The sequence below is a fragment of the Leptospira sanjuanensis genome, assembly GCF_022267375.1.
In the GTDB taxonomy this organism is placed as follows: Bacteria; Spirochaetota; Leptospiria; order Leptospirales; family Leptospiraceae; genus Leptospira; species Leptospira sanjuanensis.
Genome location: NZ_JAIZBH010000001.1, coordinates 1544587 through 1563527, shown reverse-complemented (window position 1 = coordinate 1563527; position 18941 = coordinate 1544587). Strand labels below are relative to the sequence as shown.

The following is an 18941-nucleotide window of genomic DNA, read 5'->3' as shown; positions in this document are numbered from 1 at the left end:
CGCACTTTCGAAATCTTTCTCTAAACGGCCGTACACACGTTAGACGTCATCGTATTAGACCGCGACGATCCAACCCATGGCGCCGTTCTCGGCCATCTTCGTCTGATGCGGATGAAACATATATCTCCCCCGTTTTGGAAGGGTAAATTCCACGATGACCCGTTCGGTTTGTCCGAGCGTAACGACGTCCGTATGATCGTCCGGGACCAGTCTCGTACCGGTCCGAAATACGTCGAACGTTTGCGCGTGCAGGTGAAACGAAGCGACGGGTTCGTATTCGCACATGTTCGCGATATACAACCGCACCTTTTGACCCACCGGAACTTTGATCGGATATCGATCGTAAAAACCGGACATTCCGTTCCAAGAGAAGATATCGTTTCTCCCCTTGTCCGCAAGATCCCAACCGGAAAGAATCAGCATAAATTCGTGCGCGGGAGGACGCCCGCCCGGAGGATCCACGATCAAACCTCCGTACAAACCCTTTGCCATGTGACTCGCAAGCGGAGGAACGTGACAATGATACGGATGAAATCCGATCGGACCCGCAGTTAGTTTATATATTTTTTCGCCGCCGGTAACGATCGGTTCCCAACCGTCTTCGTTCGGATCATGACTTCCGTGAAAATGAATCGAATGAGGATGTTCGGAATCGTTTCGAAGCGTGATCTCCATTTTTTGTCCGAGCTTAGCCCGAACTACCGGCCCCGGAACGATTCCGTTGAAAGTCCAGGCCTTGACGACCGTGTTGTGCGCGACCGTCAAAGGCATTTCTACGATGCTCAAATGTTGTTTCAAAATCGGACCGGAAGAAACTTCGTGATTCTTCAGTTCCATCCGATTTAAAAAAGCGGGATCGGTATGAAAGGGAGGATGTACCATGCTCCCATACGAGTTATTGCCCGGATTACCCGGGATCGTAGATTCCTTATTCACACCCACGATTCCGGGACGGACCTTACAAAGAAGTCCTCCGTTTCCGTCCTCGTCTCCGATCGAGCTGAGTCCGGCGCCAGCGGCCAAACCGGCCCCGCCGATTCCCATCCATTTGAGAAACTGTTTGCGGTTCACTTTTTTAGAATTTGGCTACCGATGTGATGAGAATGATCAGCGCCAAAAACCCCACTCCCCCGTAAACGAGGGAATTTTTCAACCAAGCGGGAACCTTGGATCCTCCCGCAACCAAATACGCTCCGGCTCCTACGATCGGAACCAGAAGAATCGCACCGGTCCAGATCGAACCGGATTTCGCGTCCACGTCCTCTCTTTTTACGAGATCCAGAAGCGCCAAAGGCGCAAGAAGAGTGTAGAGGATAAACGGAAAGTAATATCCGTAAAAGTTGAAAAGTAAAGCGAAGAATCCGGGGCCGCCGATGACAGTTTGTTCCATGTTTTTTCTCCTATGATAATTTCTGAATATTCTAAACTTTTTAACTGATTGTTTTGGTTCCCACGCCGTTCATCAAAGAAAGTCCGGTGTAAGCCGCCAAAAGGAAGAATGCCGCGATTCCTCCCCAAACCAAGGTTCGCTTGAACCAAGTCGGATATTTGCTTCCGCTGCCGAGAAGATAAATCGCCGCGCTTAAAATCGGAACGAAAGTGATCGCCGCAATCCAGGACATTTTTTTGTTCCGATCCAAGTCCGTTCTGTCTTTCAGATCGAACAGAGACATGGAAGTCCAGCAGATATAAATCGCGAACGGAAGCAGAAATCCCAACCAGTGATAGAAGAACGGAAAGAGACTGACCGGTTTTACGAGAGTGATTGCCCCGGTGGTCGGCGCGGGTTTTCTCGGAACCGTTTTCAACACTTCTTCCGCTTCTTTCGGAAGGGAGATCTTATTCAAATCCAAGTTGAAGTCTTCAAACGCGGTCAACGCCGGTTTTACGGGTGCGGAAGCTCCGTTCGGCATATTGACTTGAGGACCCGGAATCGGTTGTTCTTTGTAGTTACCGGAAGGAAATTTTCCGCCGGAAGCCTGCACCATCAAGCCGAGCGCTCCGAGCATCATCGAAAGATCTCCGCCCATCGGAAGTCTCAAGAACGAACCGCAACCGTTCCATTTTTCAAGGAAGGCGGGAAGTTCCGTTCTGTATTGATTTCCCGAAAAACAGTTTCCCGTGCTCATCGGACCTACGAGAGCGATATCCGCTCTACCCGAGTTGTAGACGATGTTATCTTGCACCACGTTGTTATGCGAAATCCAAAACTTTTCGTCCAAGTTGGGAAGAATTACGATCCCGTTGTTTTCGTGATCGACAACTACGTTCTTACGAATGATATTTGAAAGGCCGCCCGCGATCAGGATTCCGTTTCCAAAGGAAGGATATTCCAAAGCCGCGATCGGAGCTTTCGGGTTATTGTTGTTGTAAACCAGATTTCCGATGATGGTCGTTTCTCTTTCGGGAGGAAGAAGCTCCCGATCAAGAGTGTTCGGAGCGAGACCCACGATATTATTCTTCCATACCGAACTGATGAGATAGAGTTCTCCGCCGGAGTTGGTTCCGGAATAACCGAGCGCATTGTGTTCCGAAACCACGTCGTAAAGAATCGCCTTACAAGGATAACACTGACCGATATAAACGCCCGAGTCCGGTGAACCGGAAGCATAGGCGTGTTCGATGACTCCGTTCATCGAGTCGAACGCGTAAATACCGTAGTCGCCGTTATTGTGAGCGGTCAGGTAAGAACCTCGATATCCTTTCACGCCGGTCCAATAAAAACCGTTTAAGGAAGCGTTTCTTGCCGTCATGTTTTCGATCGCGACTCCGTCCGCCGCAACGACCATGATCCCGTTTCCTCTTTGAAACTGACCGTCGATAATGACCTTATTCCGATCCACTCCTCGAATCGTAATCGAAGGAGTCGTAACGGTGACTTCTTCGTAATAAACGCCTTCGCTGACCAGAATCAAATCTCCCGGACTTGCGGCGTCCACCGCGTTCTGAATCGTAGGATACTGAGAAGGAACCTTGCGGGTGGTTCCTGAAAATTGCGCAACGTTCTTCCAAGACTTGCCCGCTTTGGCCGCAGGGTTGTAAGGAACGTCTCCGACGACGACGTCTCCGACCATACCGCTTTTGCCGTCGGGGGTCGCATGAAAAGAACAAAAATACGGGAATACGCCTTCTTTCGGAAAAGTGACTTTCGTTTTGGAACCCCGAGGCATCACGATGTTTCCGAAGGTCTTTTCGGTGGACCAACTCTTATCGACGGCAATTGCGTTATGCGGATTGTTTCCCGAGTTGACGAACTCGACGATTCCACCGACAGGAATTTTCTGCATCGGAGGAGAAAAGGAGTTATCGATCATCAATACGTGAGCGAAACCCTCGATCTCCTCCTTCTTTTCCCCGGAGCAAGCGGAAACGAGAATTCCCAACGCGACTCCGGCCATTAACAAAGCCATAAGATGGGGAAGTTTTTTGATTTCGAAACCTGGTTTTTTCATTTTTGATTGAACCCCCGGGTTTTCCGGAATTTTATTGTATACTGAATCTGAGGTTTGTTGGAAATAGGATGCTCATTTGTTATCAATCGAGAACGGTTGCAAGGGAAAAAATGACCTTCTCGATCTATAAATGGCTTCGAATCTCTCTGGTTCAGAATAATGAGCATTTGCTCACATATTTAAAAAAAACTCAAGACAAAAATTCTATGAGAGAGATTTTTCCGGAATCGAGTTCGAACATCTGTTATCTTTCTAAGAAAGAAACGGGCCTACTCTGTTATACAATCGGACGACTATGAGCCTTCTTCCCCCTATCAAAGAATTATTCAAGCTTCCTTCCCCGAATTCCACCCATCCGAATGCTTGGAAAAAAAACATCATCCACGTTCTATTGCTTCTTTCGTCCTGTTTCGGATTTTTGATCTACGTTCCGAGCGTTTATCTGGCTTGGGTGCAGGGGCTCGGAGAAGTCGTCATCGTCGATACGCTTGCGCTTCTTCTAATATGGTTTCTTTTGCTTCTTCCGAGCAAATTGTATAAACCGAAGTCCTACTTTCTTTTGGGTTTAATCTTTATCCTCGGTTGTCTTCTTTATACCAAGATCGGACTCGGAGGAGCGGGAATTCTTTGGTTCTTTTTGATTCCGGTTTTTTGCGGAATCTTTTTAAGTCCTACCATCGCGTTGTGGGGTTGGGCGCTCGCGTCGGTCTGCGTATTTTCCGGAGCGCTTCTTGCCCATTATAGAATTTGGATCGGAAACGAAACCCCGTTTCAAATCCTCGTAGTCGGCGCAAATTTCACCTTCTTATGCGGAATTCTCACCTTTTCCATCATCGCGATTTTACGGGGACTCGCGGAAGGAATCCGCAAACAAAAACAACTCATCCTTCTCCAGAGAAAAACGAACAAAAGACTGCAGAACGAAATCTCGATCCGGACCGAAACGGAATCGCAGCTTACGGAATCGTTAAACGACAAGGAAACTCTCTTTCGGGAAATCCAACACCGGGTTAAGAACAATATCCAACTCATTCTCGCGATGATGACCTTGGAACAGGAAAAGACAAAATCAGAATCTGCAAAAAAAACGATCGCTTCGGCGATGAATCGAATTCAATCCATGGCGATGGTTCAGGATTATCTGTTCCACAAAAGCACATATAAAGTCATTCACGCAAAAGATTATCTGAATTCATTGGTGAGCCATCTTTTCGTTTCTTACGGTCCAAGCGACGGGAGAATTCAATCCGACTGTAATATCGAAGAAATCTTTCTTCCTATGGACAAGGCGGTTCCCTGCGGCTTGATCGTAAACGAACTGCTTTCCAATTCTTTCAAACACGCTTTTCCCGATAAACGAAAAGGATTGATCACCATTCTCTTTCAGAAATCGGCTTCGGGCTATCTGACGTTGGAAGTGGCGGATAACGGAGTCGGCAAGGATTCTGCGGACAAGGACCCTCAGGAAGGAAGTTCTTTAGGAATGAATTTGATCGAAGCTCTTTGTATGCAACTTCGGGGTGAAATGGAAGTCGAAAAAGAAAACGGATTCCGTGTGAGAATCCGCTTTTTTCCTTAATAGGACGCCGAAAAGGATCGCCCTTTGTAAAACGGCCGCGTTATGCGCTCTTTTATTTCCACGTTATGCGCTCGCTCGCATTCGCGCCGGACTCAAAAAGATCCGTCAAACGGAGGATTCTTTCAATCCCGATCCGGAAAGGATTCAAAACAAAGGGTTCGTTCCTTCATAAACGAATGAAACTGTTTGTGACCGGCGCATTCTTCTTCGGTGCTCATAAAGTAATCGTAACCGCCCCCGGCCATTTTAATACGACAACAGCCTTGCGCGGCGGGCTTGGAAGAAGTTTCCAAACCTCGTTCGGATTCTTTTTTATCCGATTCTTTGGAAATCAAAGTTCCGCAAAGAAATAAAATCCCGATCAACACGATCCCTATTTTTTGTTCGAATCTTCTCTTCATAACAATACGACCCTTTACGTTCCGCGTATCTGATAAAAAGGCGTTTTCTTTTTTATTGTCTATAAGACGAAACGTTTTGTTTCCTTTCCATCTATCCTTTTTCCATCCTACTTTTTTAATCAAATAAAATCGAAGAACGGATTAAATTAAATTGCATTTATAATTTCTTTACTAATACTGAATCATTATTCTTGATCCACAGGAAATCGTATTCTTATGAAGTTTTTACATCAGTTTTTTTTCAGACCTCTTTTCGTTCCGTTTCGGATCGGATTCGTTCTATTCTTTCTTCCGAGCTTGTTGTTTGCGGAAACGATTCTTTTGAAAACGGGCGAACGGACGTACGCGACCGTGATCGATCAGGATCCCGAAACCGTCACGATCATCAAGGATGGGAAACGGGAAAAATTAGCAAAAACTAAAATTCTCAAGATCATTTTCAAAGAGATCAAGGACGAACAGGAAATCGCAAAGATCATCGAAACGGAAAAAAAGAAACTGAATAAGGAAGGAAAGAAAAGCGATAAGGAAGAACAACTCGACACTTTCTACTTGGAACAGATGATCAAGGAGAACAGCTATAAGATCGTTCAAAAACGTCTCGCTATGATGGAAAAATATCTGGAAGAACGGGACGGCGACTGGGAACGTTATATTTCCGCGAAACGAAATCCCTGGGAACCCGTTTGGAAATCCGCGATCCTTCCGGGTTGGGGTCACAGTTTTATGAGACAGGAAGGCTGGAGTTCCACATACTCCACGTTATTCTTCGTTTCTTTGATTTCTTACATCGGTCTCGACGCGGCGGAAAAAGACAGAGCCAGTGCGTATAACAAAAAGATCGAAAAGATTCTCGAAACTCAGCTTACGACCAACTTGATCCCTACTTCCGGTTTACCGACCGGTTTTATGGATCAATACAATCAGATCACTCTCTTCAAAAACGTAAATTCCCTGAACGGAATTCGATCGGACGAATCGCAATACAAAAACGCGAAACATGCGGCGATCGGGGTCGCGGTCGGAGTGTATCTGATTCAATTGACGCACGCGTATTTTACGGGAAAAACTTGGGCGCAAAACAACGTGATTCAAAGCCCTACGGGAGACCCCGTCACCGAAGGTTTCGGGGTCCGCGGCAATCCTATGGTTTACAAGGAAATCGCCGGAGGTTCCAAAAGCCTCGATGTCGGCGGCCAACTGTTGTATTCCGTGTTTTTCTAATTTAGAAAAACTGAATCTATTTAAACTCAAAACCGGTCGTTCGCACAATCGGACCGGATCGGTTTTCATTTTTGAAATCGACTTCCGAATTTAGAATCGTTTTGCCGATTCGGGAACGGAAAATCCTTTCGAGGCCAGCCATTCTTCGTTGAAGATTCTGGACTGGTATCTCGCACCGGAATCGCATAACACCGTTACGATCGTTTTTCCCGGTCCGAGTTCTTTGGCGAGTTTCACGGCGGCGCCCACGTTGATTCCCGTGGAACCGCCGAGAAACAATCCGTCCTTGTGCAGTAATTGATAAACGACCCCGAGACATTCTTCGTCTGTCACGCGGATCGCGTCGTCCATCGGAGCGCCTTTCATGTTCTCGGTGATTCTTCCGTTTCCGATTCCCTCGGTAAACGAACTGCCTTCCGCAAGAACCTCTCCCTTCTTTACGAAATTATAAATTCCCGAACCGTACGGATCGGCTACGATCGTTTTGATTTTGGAATTCTTTTCTTTTAAAAAGAGGGAAACTCCGGCGTAGGTTCCTCCGGTTCCGAGCGAGGTGATCCACGCATCGATCTTTCCTTCGGTCTGTTCCCAGATTTCGGGACCGGTGGTTTTGTAATGCGCTTCGCGGTTGGCGAGGTTGTCGAACTGATTGGCCCAGATCGCGTTTTCCATTTCTTCCGCAAGTCTACCCGAAACCTTGACGTAGTTGTTCGGATCCTTGTATGGAACGGCCGGAACGGTTCTTACTTCCGCACCGAGAGTTCGCAGCAGATCGATCTTTTCCTGGGACTGCGTATCGGGGATGATGATGAGGGTTTTATATCCCTTGGAATTGCAGATATGCGCGAGTCCGATTCCGGTGTTTCCCGCGGTTCCTTCCACGACGGTTCCACCGGGTTTTAAAATCCCCTTTCGTTCCGCGTCTTCGACGATATACAGAGCGGCCCGATCCTTGACGGAACCGCCGGGATTTAAGAACTCAGCTTTTCCGTAGATCTTACAACCGGTTTCTTCGCTGAAACTTTTGAGTAGAATGAGCGGTGTATTTCCCACTGCGCTCGAAAAATCTTGCTTAACGTTCATAGCGCCTTCTTTTTTTCGTAGAATGCCCTAATCTTTCGATCGATCCAAAAACGCTTTCACAAAAAACGTTTCACGTGATTCGTATGAAACAAAATACTCCGCGGCAGGCGCGGAGTATTCGTTCTTTTCTTTCGAAACGATCGGAGCCGGTCCGAAAGAATATTCTTCTATTTGAATGTTCTAATTTCGCTTTAACGTAAAATCGAACACGTTTTTGACGAGGCGATTAGGCGATCGTCACGTCCTTGGAGAGATAAACGTCCTGAATCGCGTTCAAAAGAGCGACTCCGTCCTTCATCGGTTTTTGGAACGCCTTTCTTCCGGAAATCAGTCCCATACCGCCCGCTCTTTTGTTTACGACCGCAGCTTTTACCGCGTCGCCGAGGTCGTTCTCACCGGAAGCTCCTCCGGAGTTGATCAGACCCACTTTGCCCATGTAGCAGTTCGCCACTTGATAACGAGCCATGTCGATCGGGTTATCGGCGGAAAGAGTGGTGTACATTCTATCGTCTTTTTTACCGAATTTCAAATCCTTAAACCCGCCCGCAAAAACTTCGGGAAGTTTTTGTTTTACGATGTCCGCTTGGATCGTAGCGCCTAAGTGGTTCGCTTGTCCGGTAAGGTCTGTCGCAAGGTGATAGTCGATTTTGTCGGGTTTGAATCCGTCGTTTCTTAAGTAAGCCCAAAGGATCGTTACAAGTCCGAGTTCGTGCGCTCTGTGGAACGCTTCCGAAATTTCCTGAATCTGACGGGAGGATTCTTCCGAACCGAAATAGATGGTCGCTCCGACCGCAACCGCTCCCATATCGAACGCTTGTTCCACGTTTGCAAAAAGGATCTGGTCGAACTTGTTCGGATAAGAAAGAAGTTCGTTGTGGTTGATCTTTACGATAAAAGGAATCTTGTGCGCGTATTGTCTGGAAACGAGTCCCAAAACCCCGAGTGTGGAAGCGACCGCGTTGCAACCGCCTTCGATCGCGAGTTTTACGATGTTCGCAGGATCGAAATACGCAGGGTTTTTCGCGAAGGAAGCTCCCGCACTGTGTTCGATTCCTTGATCCACGGGAAGAATGGAAGTATAACCGGTACCGGCAAGTCTTCCCGTGTTCAGGATCGCCTGATAGTTTCTGAGAACGGAGTTGTTTCGATCGCTTTTGGAAAGAATATCGTCAACATAGTTGGCGCCGGGGAGGCTCAATGATTCCTTGGGAATCGTTTTACAAGTATGGTTTAAAAGTGAGTCCGCTTCTGCACCCAGTGCGGCTTTGATTTTATCAATCATTCCTAAGTTCCTTGCTCGATTTGAATGTTGAATACAGGTTTTTTCACTGCACTTGGTTTTTCCATCGATTTTCAGTCGCAAAATGCGAACGCCAACGGTTAAATTGAGTCCCCGCTCCGTGCGATTTCGTTTCGGGGGAGAATCGAAATTCTTCCTTAAACCGGAACTTGAATGATAAAATCCCAACCGGCATCGGATTTTTTGAGAAGAAGTTGTCCTCGGTTCGCCTGAAGAATCCCGTAACAAACCGAAAGTCCCATTCCGATCCGAGCGTCGTTGGAACGAAAGTTTTCGAACGGTTCAAAGCGGCTTTCTTCGCTGAAGTTGAGATCCACGCCGAGTTTTCCCGAAACCAAAACCTTTAACGTGGAAGGTTCGCCGTCTCCGTTGTCCACGGCGGCTTTGAGATGGATCAGAGCCTTTTTTTGATTTTCGGAATAGTAATACAGAATGTTGTAAAGGACTTCTCGGATCTGATTCGGTCGGAGCAAAACTTCCAAGTCCTCCGGTATTTGTTTTTCCAATTGGATCTCTTGAGACTTGAGCATCTCGGAGATCATTCCTTCCACGGAACCCACGAGTTGTTTTACGTTCGTTTGCACCGGTTGTTCCGGGTCTTTTCGGGAGAATAACAAGAGATTGCGGATGATCGCCGCGATTCTTTCCCCTTGTTCGATGACGAGCCTCGCGTAATTCTTCGTGTCCGCGTCCCCGCCTTTGTGATTTCGGATGATATGTCCGTAGTTGATGATTCCCATCAGAGGATTGTTGATTTCGTGCGCGAGGCCCGCCGCGAGTTTCTGGATCGAATCGAGTCTCCGTTCGGATTGAATGACTTTTTCCATTTCGGAAATCTCTTTCTCGGAAACGGAAAGAGAGGAAAGTTCCGAAAGAGTAATGATGGAACCCGCAATGTCTCCTTCCTCGTCCCGAACCGGTGAAACTCGAAACGCGACTTGAATCCGACTTCCGTTCTTCCGCGTTAAAAGAGAAGGAATGTATTTTACGTGATCGGGTTTGATTCCTCCGATTTTTGTGCGGAGATTTTCTCCGTCGTCGGTCGAAAGACTCAAGACCTTATCGCCGCTTTCGCCCTGCACATCCGCAAGAGACCAGCCGGTCAGAGCCTCCGCGGTCCGATTCATAAATAAGATTTTTCCTTCCCGGTCGAGAGAGATCGCCCCTTCTCCGATGTTTTGGATTACGTCCCGGAATTCTTTTCCTTCTTCCCTTGCCTTTCCGAACCTTTGCTGTTGTTTGAGCGCGATTTCGATGGAGTTTTTGAGAGCCTGGGGCTGGAAGGGTTTGGAGATATACCCGAATAGGGAGGCCTTGTCGACCGCTCGGTTGAACGTTTCTTCGTCCGCAAACGCGGTCATAAAAATGACCGGAACGTCCATTCGTTTCTGGATTCGTTCCGCGGCTTGAATCCCGTCCAGTTCGCCTTCGATCCGGATATCCATCAGAATCAAATCGGGTTTCGTTCGTTCCGCGAGTTCCAAAGCCTCGTCCGCGGTTCTTGCGGTGCCCGCGATCAGATAGCCCAGCTTTTGAAGAGAAACTTGAAGGTTGAACGCAATCAGCCATTCGTCGTCCACGATGAGGATCGAAGGACCGGAATTCTTATCGTTGAGATTCATTCTGCGCTGCGCGACCTATGGCGAAAAAAATGTAGGAGTATACGTGAATTGAAAACCTTTTTTCAATTTCAACGAAAGAATTCTACCCGGAACGAAGCTTTTATTCAAAAGATATTAAGCGTTTCGACGGAAAAATTCTTGAACCCGAGGCCGAAAACCCGTAACTTTTCTAGAGATACAAAGGTAACAAATTTTCTGGACGTTGTAAGAACTTGAGATAGATTGCAAATCACACCCATTGAGGAATGCAAAACGATTGTATCGACCGATACGGAGAAGGTAATGTACGTAAAACAGATCCTGGCAAAAAAAGGCCGAAAACTTCTTTCGGTGGAACCGGAAACTTCGGTGATGGACGCGGTCAAGTTTATGACCAAATACGATATAGGATCGGTGATGATCTTAACCGATGGAAAGCTGAAAGGAATTTTCACCGAAAGGGACGTTTTGCATCTTTCCGCGGAATTGGGTCTGGACTTTTTTAAGAAATCGGTTTCGGAAGTCATGTCCACTTCCCTCACCACGATGAGCCCCGAAGACGACGTGGATGAACTCCTTTCCATCATGCTCAAAAAAAGAATCCGTCACATGCCCATTTTGGAAGACGGACTTTTGATCGGAATCATCTCCATCGGAGACGCCGTAAAAGCAAAGATCGAAAAAACGGAAGAAGAGAATAAAAACCTCAAACAATACATGTATAACGAGAACGGATTTATCTAAAAAAAAACCGTTTTACTGCGGGACGATGGAGTTCCCACAAAATCGAGCAGTGTTACTGTGCGATTGATGGAGTTCCCACAACCTGAAATTTTTCGTTTTTTTCCGATTGCCGGAAACAAAACCAGGGTCAGATTAGAATAAGTAGCTTTATGAAATTGATTCTTTTTATTCTGATGACCTATTTGGTGTATCGATTTCTCTCCCGTTTTTTCACGAACCCGGCAGAGCGCAGATCCACCGGTCCTCAGTGGAAAACGTTTTATACGAACGTTCCACCGAATTACGGGCAGCAACCGCCGAAGGAAAAAGACGTCTCCGGACAAGGCCGCGTAATCGATTCCAACTCCTTGGGAGAAAAATGAAATTTCTTTCCTCTTCCCAAAACGCCGCTTTTTGGCTCGCATTCCTTTTCACGAATCGGTTAGACGCCGCATCCGTGCCAACACAACGCGTTCTATTAAAGCGAAAAGCCTCCCCGGCGTCGTTCCGCATTCTCACCTTTTCGCTGTTATTCGTTACTGCGACCGCCTGTTTTAAACCGACGGGAGATTTCGGTTGGGCCTTGCTCGACGAGGATAAGTTCAACGTACTCGAAAAGAAGATCATGACCGTCGGAGAATATACGATCACAAGGGAGAATCTGATTTTTCCGGACGACAAAACGATCCGTTACATTTACCGATTTTCCAGATCCGTACCCGAAACCGCGGAAACCTACGTGAGTTTGAGCCGCTTCCAACTCGGATACAACGAGATGGACGTTCTACGCAAACGACCCAATCCGATTTCCAGAACGATAGAGGGTTCGTTTCAAGGACTCACACCCGGTAAGTATTTGCTCAAGGTTGCGTATGAAGGGGATGTGATCGACGAGGTGGAATTTTTGGTGCGATCCTCGCAGGCCGCTCCTTATTCCGAAGAGCCGACCTCGCCCACCGACGACGATATCGAAAAGGCGATGAAGTGAAAACGGAGCGTTCTCAATATGAACCGAATCGTCGATCAACGCTTTTAAGCCGAATCGTTTGCCGGAACAATCGACTTTTTTACTTGCGAACGCTCTATAGTGTCACGAGCGACCTTTAGTAAATTAGAATATTCTTAGATTACAACGGTTCGCGTTTGATCCCGTCCTCCAGAATCTTATTGATTCGATCGATGTTTTTTAGGGAAAGGTTGACCTCGATCGGATTTCCGATCCTCACGATGTCCTCGTAGAGTTTTCTCGCCGAGAGAAAATCCTTTTCCTCTTCCAAAAGAATCGAAAGCCTTTTCATAGCCAAAGTCACTGGCGTAGAATTCAATTTGGTTCGAACGACTCCGAGACGGGCGGTCGAAGCCTGAAAGTCCATGTTCTTGATCCGATATTCCGCCATCGTAGAATCGTCCGTTCTTTCCAAAAGATTCCGTTTGATCGCGAGCGTTTCCCTTTTCAGGATAGAATTTTGATTCTCCTCTTTTTGATGAATCTCGCGGAGTTTCTCATACGAACGGATCGCTTCGTTTAACAAAAATTTTTCTTCCTTGGGTTTGCGGCGATACGCTTGCAGTTTGGAGGAACCGAATTGAGCCAAAAATTCCTGACGACGAAGTTCGCAAACGTCGATGAAAGGAAGATCCGGGTTTTCAGGATTCGGATGATTTCCGAGCCAAATTCCGTAATACAACGCGGCGCGTTCGAGATCGCCTGTTCGATTCTCGAAAAAGGAACCGAGTTCGTATGTGAACGGAACTTTCTTTTTGGGATCGGTCTCGGCTTTATAATAAAGTTCATAAAACGAAGAAGCCAAAACGTTCTGTTTGAGTTCCGTATAAAGGGAAGCGATCGAAAAATACGTTTCCGCTAGTTTGGATTCTTCCATTCGTTCGGCACGCGCAAGGTCGAGATACTTTTTGAAGAAGTCGATTGCCTTCGCTTTTTTACCGGAGGATTTTAATTCCTTCGCAAGATCGAGAACAGGTTCCTTCATCGTCGGATCGAGTTTGGTCGCGAGCTCCCAAAGAGCCGCCGTCGCGTAAAAGTCCGTGTTTCGTTTGTAATCGAAGAGAACGAAGATTCCGGTTCCCGCCACCGAAAGATTGTTCACGACTTTCAACCGTTCCTTGTTCTCATTCTCCGCTTGTTTGACTAAGTTCGCCAAATAATAAACGACATCGGCATCTTCTTTGGATTTCTTCTTTCGGAAGTTCTCGTACGAACCCGATTTGGAATCGTTGTATTCCTTTTCCTTAGCTTTGAGATCGTTTTCGTTTTGTGAGATTCTTTCCTTAAATGCGGGAAGTTCGTTCGGCGTCAAAGTCCGTTCGTTCGTCTGTCCGTTTTGCGACCGTTCGGTGATTTTCGTTTCTCTCCCCCGAATCAGATTCGCTTCGAACAGATGATAAAAATCCTTCGAGTCTTTAAGATCCTTTTTGGACTTCTCCCAATTCTCCTTGGATTTGCGATGAGAAAGCGCGGCTTGTTTTTCCGCAGGATCGTAAATTTCAACGAGTCTTCTTTCATCCAAAAATTCCTCTTCGGTATGAGAGAAGTCTCGGTATCGGATCGCCGCCAACGCGGATTCGATCGCCTTTGCGTTTTGTTTCCTCTTATCGTATTCTTTGGAAAGAAGAAGATGCAGTTCGAACAAAATCGGAGAATCCCGCATCATTCCGGAAGGAGTGAGTTTTGCGAACATCCCTAAGATCAAAAGACGGATCGTATTTCGGTTCGTCTTTTCGTCGAAAATTTTTCCGAGACGTTTCTCCTCTTCGATTCTTCGAGAATCGATGAATTGGGAATAATACCGATCGAGCAGCTTTTGAATTTCGGAAACCGCGTCCTTGGAAGGATCCTGAAGATTCTGTTTGAGAGCGGTTAAATCCTGTTCCGTTATTTTGACCGAAGGAGGATCGTATAAATTAGAGGAATCGTATCTTCGATCCTGCTCGTCCGCAGAAACAGAAAATGCCCCGACAAACGCGAGGCATATCAAAAGAAGAAGCGTTGATTTTAGAATAGGAATGATTTTTTTTTCATCCGACATTGCTTCCCAATTCGGCCAAGTCTTCCGCTCCCAAAATCTTTTCCACGTCGATGATGATGATAAAACGATCGTCCTTCTTTCCGATTCCCGTGATGTATCTTCCTGAAATTCCTTTTACGGAAGGCGGAGGAGGATTGATGGATTCGGGAGGAAACAATACCACGTTAGCCACCTTATCCACGATGATTCCCACCGATTGACCACCGACCTTGACGACGATTGCTCGGTCGTATACGACCTCTCCTTCTCTCGGAACGGTGAGTTTCACGGCGAGATCCACCATCTTCACGACCTTTCCGCGAATGTCCATGATTCCCGCAAAGTATGTCTTCGCTTTGGGAATTCGGATTAAATTATTGATCTTGATAATCTCGTCTACGAGGGAAATGGGGATCGCGTATTCCTCGTCTCCCAAACTGAACAGAATGTATTGGTGGTCGATTTCGGATGACATGATTTACCTCAATAACGGGTATATCCGACGTAGTAAAAGTAAGATCCCAGACTCATAAAGAGCAGTACTTTTACGAAGAGCGGATTTCTTTTTCTCAGCATCCAGTCTAAACCGCCAAAAAGCAAACCGAAAACGGCAAGTGAAAATCCCAGCAGATAGAAATCGACATACGCGTAATAAATTCCGATCGCGGAACAAGCGCCTAAAGCGAGGTCTTGCAATTCGCTCCAAAATCTTCGTTTGACCCGAACGATCCAAGGTTCTTTGTATTCCCGATTTCTGGAAAAGATTCTTTGCCACCAAGAACGTTCCCGGTTGATTCCGAAAATATGATCGTAACGGTTGGAAGTTTCCCAAGGTCTAGGAGCTCTTTCCTCTACGTGACCGAGCGGTTGTTTGGAAATTCCGTACAATCCGCCGAGTGTGTTTAATAGATCGGCGTCCGGCAAACAGGAGAATACTTCCTGAAACGGAGCGAGCTTCGCGTAGATAGGAACCATTCTTCCGGAAGAAAGATCTTTTTCCTGAATGACTTCACCGTCTTTCACGGTAGCGATATAAATCTTTCCGTTCTCTCCCGCAACTTCGAGAGTCAAACGGACTTTTTTTTCATGGAAGTTGAGATCCGCCTGAAGGATATCGCCGGTCGGCGTAGTGGCGGAATATGATTTCGTGTAACCTCTCGCAGGAGGCGTTTCTTTTTTCCACCACCTGCGAAAAACGGAATAATCCTGAAATGAGCCCATACCGATTGTATCGGTCGAATCGGAAATGGGCTTAACAGTCCAATGATGTCTCTAGCTTGAATCCGGGACGAACGCCCGGAGAAAGGAAGGAGGATCTACGGATTACTTTTTCTTCTTATGTCTGTTCGCTCTTCTCTTTTTCTTTCTTTTATGAGTAGCGATCTTTCTGCGCTTTCTTTTCTTACCTGAAGGCATTCAGAACTCCTTAGATTTCCTTCCTGTCAGAAAACTATTCCGTGTACTTTTGTAAAGTTTTATTTTTACGGAGTTCCGCGACCAGATTTTTGATGTCGCCTACTCCCGTTTTCGTGCTGATAAACAGAACGTCTTCCTCTTCCACTACGATCAAATCGTTCACACCGAGGATCGCAGTGAATTCTTTCCGAGTCTGCGTGATGTTTCCGGACGACTTGTGAAAGAGAATCGTCTTTCCCATGTGCCTGTTTCCGTTTCCATCGCCCGCCATCACCCTTTCCAGAGAAGTCCAAGAACCCACGTCGTCCCAACCGAAACTCGCTTCCACCATTCTAATACGGGAACTTTTTTCCATGATCGCGATATCGACCGGATCGGAAGGAATGATTTTGAAAGCCGCGGGAAGTTCACCCGCTTTTTTAAACGGGAATCGCTCTTCGAGTGGTCCGAGAATTTTGGGAGAATACGCTTTAAATTCTTCTAATATTGTGGAAGTTTTCCAAAGAAAAATTCCTGGATTCCAGTAGAAGTTCTTCTTTTTGATGTATTTGAGAGCGGTTTTCGCATCCGGCTTTTCATAAAACGATTTAACCGCAAAACATCCGTCAGTCGATTTTCCCGTTTCGATGTAACCGTAACCTACCTCGGGACGATTCGGTTTGATTCCCAAAAGCACAAGATGATTCTCCGCTTGTTCGAGCGCTTTGGAAATCGTCTTTGTGAATTCCTTTACTGGATTGATCCAAGCGTCCGCGGACAACACGACTTGAATCGGATCTCCGTACTTTTCGCGGAAATACAGGGACGCAAGCGCGATGATAGGCGCGGTGTTTTTTCCTTCCGGTTCGATGATAAAGTTCTTTTCGGGGAAATTTTTTTCCTGAGCGAGAATCGATTTTTTCAGACTCGCGTTGGTTCCGATATAAATGCGGTCGATCGAAGTGATCGTAAGAGCGCGTTCCAAGGTTTCTCTCAGAAGCGTTTTATTGGAATATACTTTCTGAAGTTGTTTCGGTGTGGATACGCGGGAACGAGGCCAGAAACGTTCGCCCTTTCCGCCCGCCATAATCAATACTACCGGTTTGTCCTGTTTCATTCTACCTCTTTGGGTCTTTTTACGTTTCCGTTCTTTTTCTTTTTCGACGATGGGATCTCTCCCAAGATCATTTCCGACGGAAGAAGAATCACTTCCACGTGGTCGGATAAACTTTCATACAAGATGAATTCTTTCATGTCCGGATTTTTGTGCACGAAGTCTTTGGTTCTTTCCAAACGTTTCAGAAGCGCGGACGTTTTCGCGTCGTCTTCGATCTTGAGCGCCTCCGCTTTTCCGAGCGCGCTTACGAGTTCCAGTTTTTTCTGAAGAATCAAATTCTGATTTCTGTAAACTCCCGTAATGAGAGCCGGCTCCGGCACCTGCAAATCCAAAATTCTCGGACTGGCCGTTTTGAGCGCGGCTTCGTCCGCAAGCAGATCCGCGGCAAACGAGGTTCTCAGATAATTGTCCAGATTGGTTTTGAGCGTGTTCGGATTGACCAGAAATTCCTCGGTTTTTTTGCGAAGAATCGAATATACGATTTTTTGAATGTACGAACGTATCTTTTCCTCTTGGATTCCGGCGGCTTCCAGAAACTGGGGAGTTTTGCCCGGATCCAGGGAATAACGGATCTCGAGTTTGAATCGGACCTTTCCTTCCGAGGAACTTTCCGGAAACATCCCGGAGGACAAATCCACGTCGCTGGTCACGCTCGCAGTTCGGGCATGTACCGGAAAACGGAGAACTTGATATTGCCAGGGAAGAAGTTTCTTCCATTCGAATACGTAGCCCGGTCCGGAAGTATATTCCAGAATTTCTTCAGAGCCGTCCACGACGAGAAGAGACTCTCCCTCTTTGAGCGGAAAAATACAAAAGATAAGAAGAGTCGCTGCGGATCCGAATATGAGGATCCAGAATAACTTAGACCAAAATCGCATTATCCTTGCGCTGCGTCTTTGGTTTCCTCGGTGTAAAGTTTGATGATCTTAGAAGGAATGATCGTAGAGATCGCGTGTTTGTACACGAGACTCTGTTTGTTTTCCTGCTCGAGTACGATCGTAAAATTATCGAAACTTACCACCTTGCCTTTCAAGGGAACCCCGTTCAAAAGATAAATCGTAAGATCCAATTTATCCTTACGGGCAGTGTTTAAGAGTTGGTCCTGTATATTGTTTTTAGCAGACATCTTTTTTTGTTTCCGTTACTTTATGTGTTTGATACGTTCCAGCGCTTCGGACCTGCCCATCGGTTGAACGTAGGTTTCCTTACGAAACCAAGTGACCTGTCTTTTGGCGTAATTCCTGTGAGATTGACTTAAATCCGCGAGGAATGTCTCTAGATTGGAGTTTCCTTTTTTATTTTCAAGTGCAAAATTATAGCCTAAGGACTTGAGACCGGGACAGGTTTCGCCGTATCTTTCTCGGATTGTCCAAGCCTCTTCGGCCATCCCCGCTTCGATCATCTGTTTGGCTCTTTGATTGATCCGTTCGTAAAGTTCTTTCCGATCCAAATCCAGAAACACACCCAAGGCGACCTCCAGATCGAACTTATGAATCGCGGAAGTCGAAAGGTCGATTTGTAAAGATGACCAACGCTCACCCATCAGATTGACTTCCAAGGCTCGGCCCAATCGATAATCGTCTCCCGGAAAGATTTTAATCAGAGAATCAGGATCCAATTTTTCCAAAAGAATCCGCTTTTCCTCCATGCTCATGGAAAGAACTTTTTCCCGAACATCTTCATCGATATCGGGGACAGGAAACATTCCGAACAAAAACGCTTTGAGATAAAATCCCGTGCCCGCGGTAAAGACCGGAATCTTCCCCACATCCAAAACGGCGCGAAGCGCTTCTTCCGCCAAACGATTGTAAAGACCGGCGTCCACGGTTTCCGCCGGGGAAAGAACTTCCACGAGATGATGGCGGATCTTGGCTTGTTGTTGGGCCGTCGGGGCCGCGGTTCCGATCGGCATTTCTTTGTAGATTTGTCTGGAATCGAAGGAAAGAATTTCGAACCGTGTCGGATCGAGTTCGGTGATGAGCGAGGTTTTACCCGCTCCGGTCGGAGCGGTAAGAATGAGAATCGGCTTGGCCAAGGAAG

19 protein-coding genes are annotated in these 18941 nt (G+C 46.7%); 5 read left to right on the top strand and 14 right to left on the bottom strand.

Going from position 1 to position 18941, the window contains the following annotated elements:
• Positions 1-54: 54 nt before the first annotated feature.
• The 3 genes from LFX17_RS06935 to LFX17_RS06925 are packed head-to-tail and all read right to left on the bottom strand — an operon-like array spanning position 55 to position 3452.
• Complete coding sequence (locus LFX17_RS06935; protein WP_238731534.1) at positions 55-1044, bottom strand: multicopper oxidase domain-containing protein; 990 nt, start codon at positions 1042-1044, stop codon at positions 55-57.
• 31 nt (positions 1045-1075) lie between these two features.
• Complete coding sequence (locus LFX17_RS06930; RefSeq protein WP_238729582.1) at positions 1076-1390, bottom strand: PLDc N-terminal domain-containing protein; 315 nt, start codon at positions 1388-1390, stop codon at positions 1076-1078.
• Between the two features lie 40 nt (positions 1391-1430).
• The gene (locus tag LFX17_RS06925; protein ID WP_238745829.1) at positions 1431-3452 is read right to left on the bottom strand and encodes a plastocyanin/azurin family copper-binding protein; all 2022 of its coding nucleotides are present in this window, start codon (positions 3450-3452) and stop codon (positions 1431-1433) included.
• A 313-nt stretch (positions 3453-3765) separates the two neighbouring features.
• Here LFX17_RS06925 and LFX17_RS06920 point away from each other — a divergent pair, with 313 nt between their 5' ends.
• On the top strand, positions 3766-5031 hold the full coding sequence (locus tag LFX17_RS06920) for a sensor histidine kinase (RefSeq protein WP_238747705.1): 1266 nt from the start codon (positions 3766-3768) through the stop codon (positions 5029-5031).
• A gap of 122 nt (positions 5032-5153) precedes the next feature.
• Here LFX17_RS06920 and LFX17_RS06915 read toward each other — a convergent pair whose 3' ends face one another.
• Positions 5154-5432 carry an LIC_11321 family protein gene (locus LFX17_RS06915; protein WP_118957400.1) on the bottom strand — a complete coding sequence of 93 codons (279 nt, stop codon included), beginning with the start codon at positions 5430-5432 and terminating at the stop codon, positions 5154-5156.
• Positions 5433-5648: 216 nt separating this feature from the next.
• On the opposite strand from LFX17_RS06915, the gene LFX17_RS06910 reads away from it, so the two are divergent.
• Positions 5649-6656: an LA_0442/LA_0875 N-terminal domain-containing protein gene (locus LFX17_RS06910; protein ID WP_238745823.1), complete on the top strand. Its 1008-nt coding sequence runs from the start codon at positions 5649-5651 to the stop codon at positions 6654-6656.
• 90 nt (positions 6657-6746) lie between these two features.
• Here LFX17_RS06910 and LFX17_RS06905 read toward each other — a convergent pair whose 3' ends face one another.
• The 3 genes from LFX17_RS06905 to LFX17_RS06895 all read right to left on the bottom strand — a co-directional run bounded on the left by LFX17_RS06905 (position 6747) and on the right by LFX17_RS06895 (position 10661).
• Positions 6747-7739: a cysteine synthase A gene (locus LFX17_RS06905; protein ID WP_238729579.1), complete on the bottom strand. Its 993-nt coding sequence runs from the start codon at positions 7737-7739 to the stop codon at positions 6747-6749.
• A 226-nt stretch (positions 7740-7965) separates the two neighbouring features.
• Positions 7966-9021: a class I fructose-bisphosphate aldolase gene (locus LFX17_RS06900; protein WP_135590632.1), complete on the bottom strand. Its 1056-nt coding sequence runs from the start codon at positions 9019-9021 to the stop codon at positions 7966-7968.
• A gap of 155 nt (positions 9022-9176) precedes the next feature.
• Positions 9177-10661, bottom strand: a complete 1485-nt coding sequence (locus LFX17_RS06895) for an ATP-binding response regulator (protein ID WP_238729578.1) — start codon at positions 10659-10661, stop codon at positions 9177-9179.
• Between the two features lie 282 nt (positions 10662-10943).
• Here LFX17_RS06895 and LFX17_RS06890 point away from each other — a divergent pair, with 282 nt between their 5' ends.
• The 3 genes from LFX17_RS06890 (at position 10944) to LFX17_RS06880 (ending at position 12351) form a co-directional block, all read left to right on the top strand.
• Entirely contained in the window at positions 10944-11384 is a 441-nt protein-coding gene (locus LFX17_RS06890; RefSeq protein WP_238729577.1) for a CBS domain-containing protein, read from the top strand.
• Positions 11385-11533: 149 nt separating this feature from the next.
• Positions 11534-11746 carry a hypothetical protein gene (locus tag LFX17_RS06885; protein ID WP_238729576.1) on the top strand — a complete coding sequence of 71 codons (213 nt, stop codon included), beginning with the start codon at positions 11534-11536 and terminating at the stop codon, positions 11744-11746.
• A complete protein-coding gene (locus LFX17_RS06880; protein ID WP_238745821.1) occupies positions 11743-12351 on the top strand; it encodes an LIC_12238 family plasminogen-binding lipoprotein in 609 nt (202 codons plus the stop codon). The genes LFX17_RS06885 and LFX17_RS06880 overlap by 4 nt, the downstream gene beginning before the upstream one ends.
• A 139-nt stretch (positions 12352-12490) precedes the next feature.
• Here LFX17_RS06880 and LFX17_RS06875 read toward each other — a convergent pair whose 3' ends face one another.
• The 7 genes from LFX17_RS06875 to miaA all read right to left on the bottom strand — a co-directional run bounded on the left by LFX17_RS06875 (position 12491) and on the right by miaA (position 18936).
• Positions 12491-14410: a hypothetical protein gene (locus LFX17_RS06875; protein ID WP_238745819.1), complete on the bottom strand. Its 1920-nt coding sequence runs from the start codon at positions 14408-14410 to the stop codon at positions 12491-12493.
• Positions 14400-14864, bottom strand: a complete 465-nt coding sequence (locus tag LFX17_RS06870) for a chemotaxis protein CheW (RefSeq protein ID WP_238745817.1) — start codon at positions 14862-14864, stop codon at positions 14400-14402. The genes LFX17_RS06875 and LFX17_RS06870 overlap by 11 nt, the downstream gene beginning before the upstream one ends.
• An 8-nt stretch (positions 14865-14872) precedes the next feature.
• A complete protein-coding gene (locus LFX17_RS06865) occupies positions 14873-15610 on the bottom strand; it encodes a hypothetical protein (RefSeq protein WP_238745815.1) in 738 nt (245 codons plus the stop codon).
• Between the two features lie 229 nt (positions 15611-15839).
• The gene (locus LFX17_RS06860) at positions 15840-16901 is read right to left on the bottom strand and encodes a mannose-1-phosphate guanylyltransferase (protein WP_238729571.1); all 1062 of its coding nucleotides are present in this window, start codon (positions 16899-16901) and stop codon (positions 15840-15842) included.
• Positions 16898-17779, bottom strand: a complete 882-nt coding sequence (locus LFX17_RS06855; protein WP_238729570.1) for a hypothetical protein — start codon at positions 17777-17779, stop codon at positions 16898-16900. The genes LFX17_RS06860 and LFX17_RS06855 overlap by 4 nt, the downstream gene beginning before the upstream one ends.
• The gene (gene hfq, locus LFX17_RS06850) at positions 17779-18027 is read right to left on the bottom strand and encodes an RNA chaperone Hfq (RefSeq protein ID WP_118957412.1); all 249 of its coding nucleotides are present in this window, start codon (positions 18025-18027) and stop codon (positions 17779-17781) included. Before hfq ends, LFX17_RS06855 begins: the two co-directional genes overlap by 1 nt.
• Before the next feature lie 15 nt (positions 18028-18042).
• Entirely contained in the window at positions 18043-18936 is an 894-nt protein-coding gene (gene miaA, locus LFX17_RS06845) for a tRNA (adenosine(37)-N6)-dimethylallyltransferase MiaA (RefSeq protein WP_238745813.1), read from the bottom strand.
• Positions 18937-18941 lie beyond the last annotated feature (5 nt).

Bases quoted from the DNA above. Each gene is read 5' to 3' on its own strand.
- LFX17_RS06880 (WP_238745821.1), top strand. From the start codon at position 11,743: ATGAAATTTCTTTCCTCTTCCCAAAACGCCGCTTTTTGGCTCGCATTC.
- hfq (WP_118957412.1), bottom strand. From the start codon at position 18,027: ATGTCTGCTAAAAACAATATACAGGACCAACTCTTAAACACTGCCCGT.
- LFX17_RS06930 (WP_238729582.1), bottom strand. From the start codon at position 1,390: ATGGAACAAACTGTCATCGGCGGCCCCGGATTCTTCGCTTTACTTTTC.
- LFX17_RS06870 (WP_238745817.1), bottom strand. From the start codon at position 14,864: ATGTCATCCGAAATCGACCACCAATACATTCTGTTCAGTTTGGGAGAC.
- LFX17_RS06875 (WP_238745819.1), bottom strand. From the start codon at position 14,410: ATGTCGGATGAAAAAAAAATCATTCCTATTCTAAAATCAACGCTTCTT.
- LFX17_RS06885 (WP_238729576.1), top strand. From the start codon at position 11,534: ATGAAATTGATTCTTTTTATTCTGATGACCTATTTGGTGTATCGATTT.
- LFX17_RS06865 (WP_238745815.1), bottom strand. From the start codon at position 15,610: ATGGGCTCATTTCAGGATTATTCCGTTTTTCGCAGGTGGTGGAAAAAA.
- LFX17_RS06915 (WP_118957400.1), bottom strand. From the start codon at position 5,432: ATGAAGAGAAGATTCGAACAAAAAATAGGGATCGTGTTGATCGGGATT.
- LFX17_RS06935 (WP_238731534.1), bottom strand. From the start codon at position 1,044: ATGGGAATCGGCGGGGCCGGTTTGGCCGCTGGCGCCGGACTCAGCTCG.
- LFX17_RS06905 (WP_238729579.1), bottom strand. From the start codon at position 7,739: ATGAACGTTAAGCAAGATTTTTCGAGCGCAGTGGGAAATACACCGCTC.
- LFX17_RS06855 (WP_238729570.1), bottom strand. From the start codon at position 17,779: ATGCGATTTTGGTCTAAGTTATTCTGGATCCTCATATTCGGATCCGCA.
- LFX17_RS06910 (WP_238745823.1), top strand. From the start codon at position 5,649: ATGAAGTTTTTACATCAGTTTTTTTTCAGACCTCTTTTCGTTCCGTTT.
- LFX17_RS06895 (WP_238729578.1), bottom strand. From the start codon at position 10,661: ATGAATCTCAACGATAAGAATTCCGGTCCTTCGATCCTCATCGTGGAC.
- LFX17_RS06900 (WP_135590632.1), bottom strand. From the start codon at position 9,021: ATGATTGATAAAATCAAAGCCGCACTGGGTGCAGAAGCGGACTCACTT.
- LFX17_RS06890 (WP_238729577.1), top strand. From the start codon at position 10,944: ATGTACGTAAAACAGATCCTGGCAAAAAAAGGCCGAAAACTTCTTTCG.
- LFX17_RS06860 (WP_238729571.1), bottom strand. From the start codon at position 16,901: ATGAAACAGGACAAACCGGTAGTATTGATTATGGCGGGCGGAAAGGGC.
- LFX17_RS06925 (WP_238745829.1), bottom strand. From the start codon at position 3,452: ATGAAAAAACCAGGTTTCGAAATCAAAAAACTTCCCCATCTTATGGCT.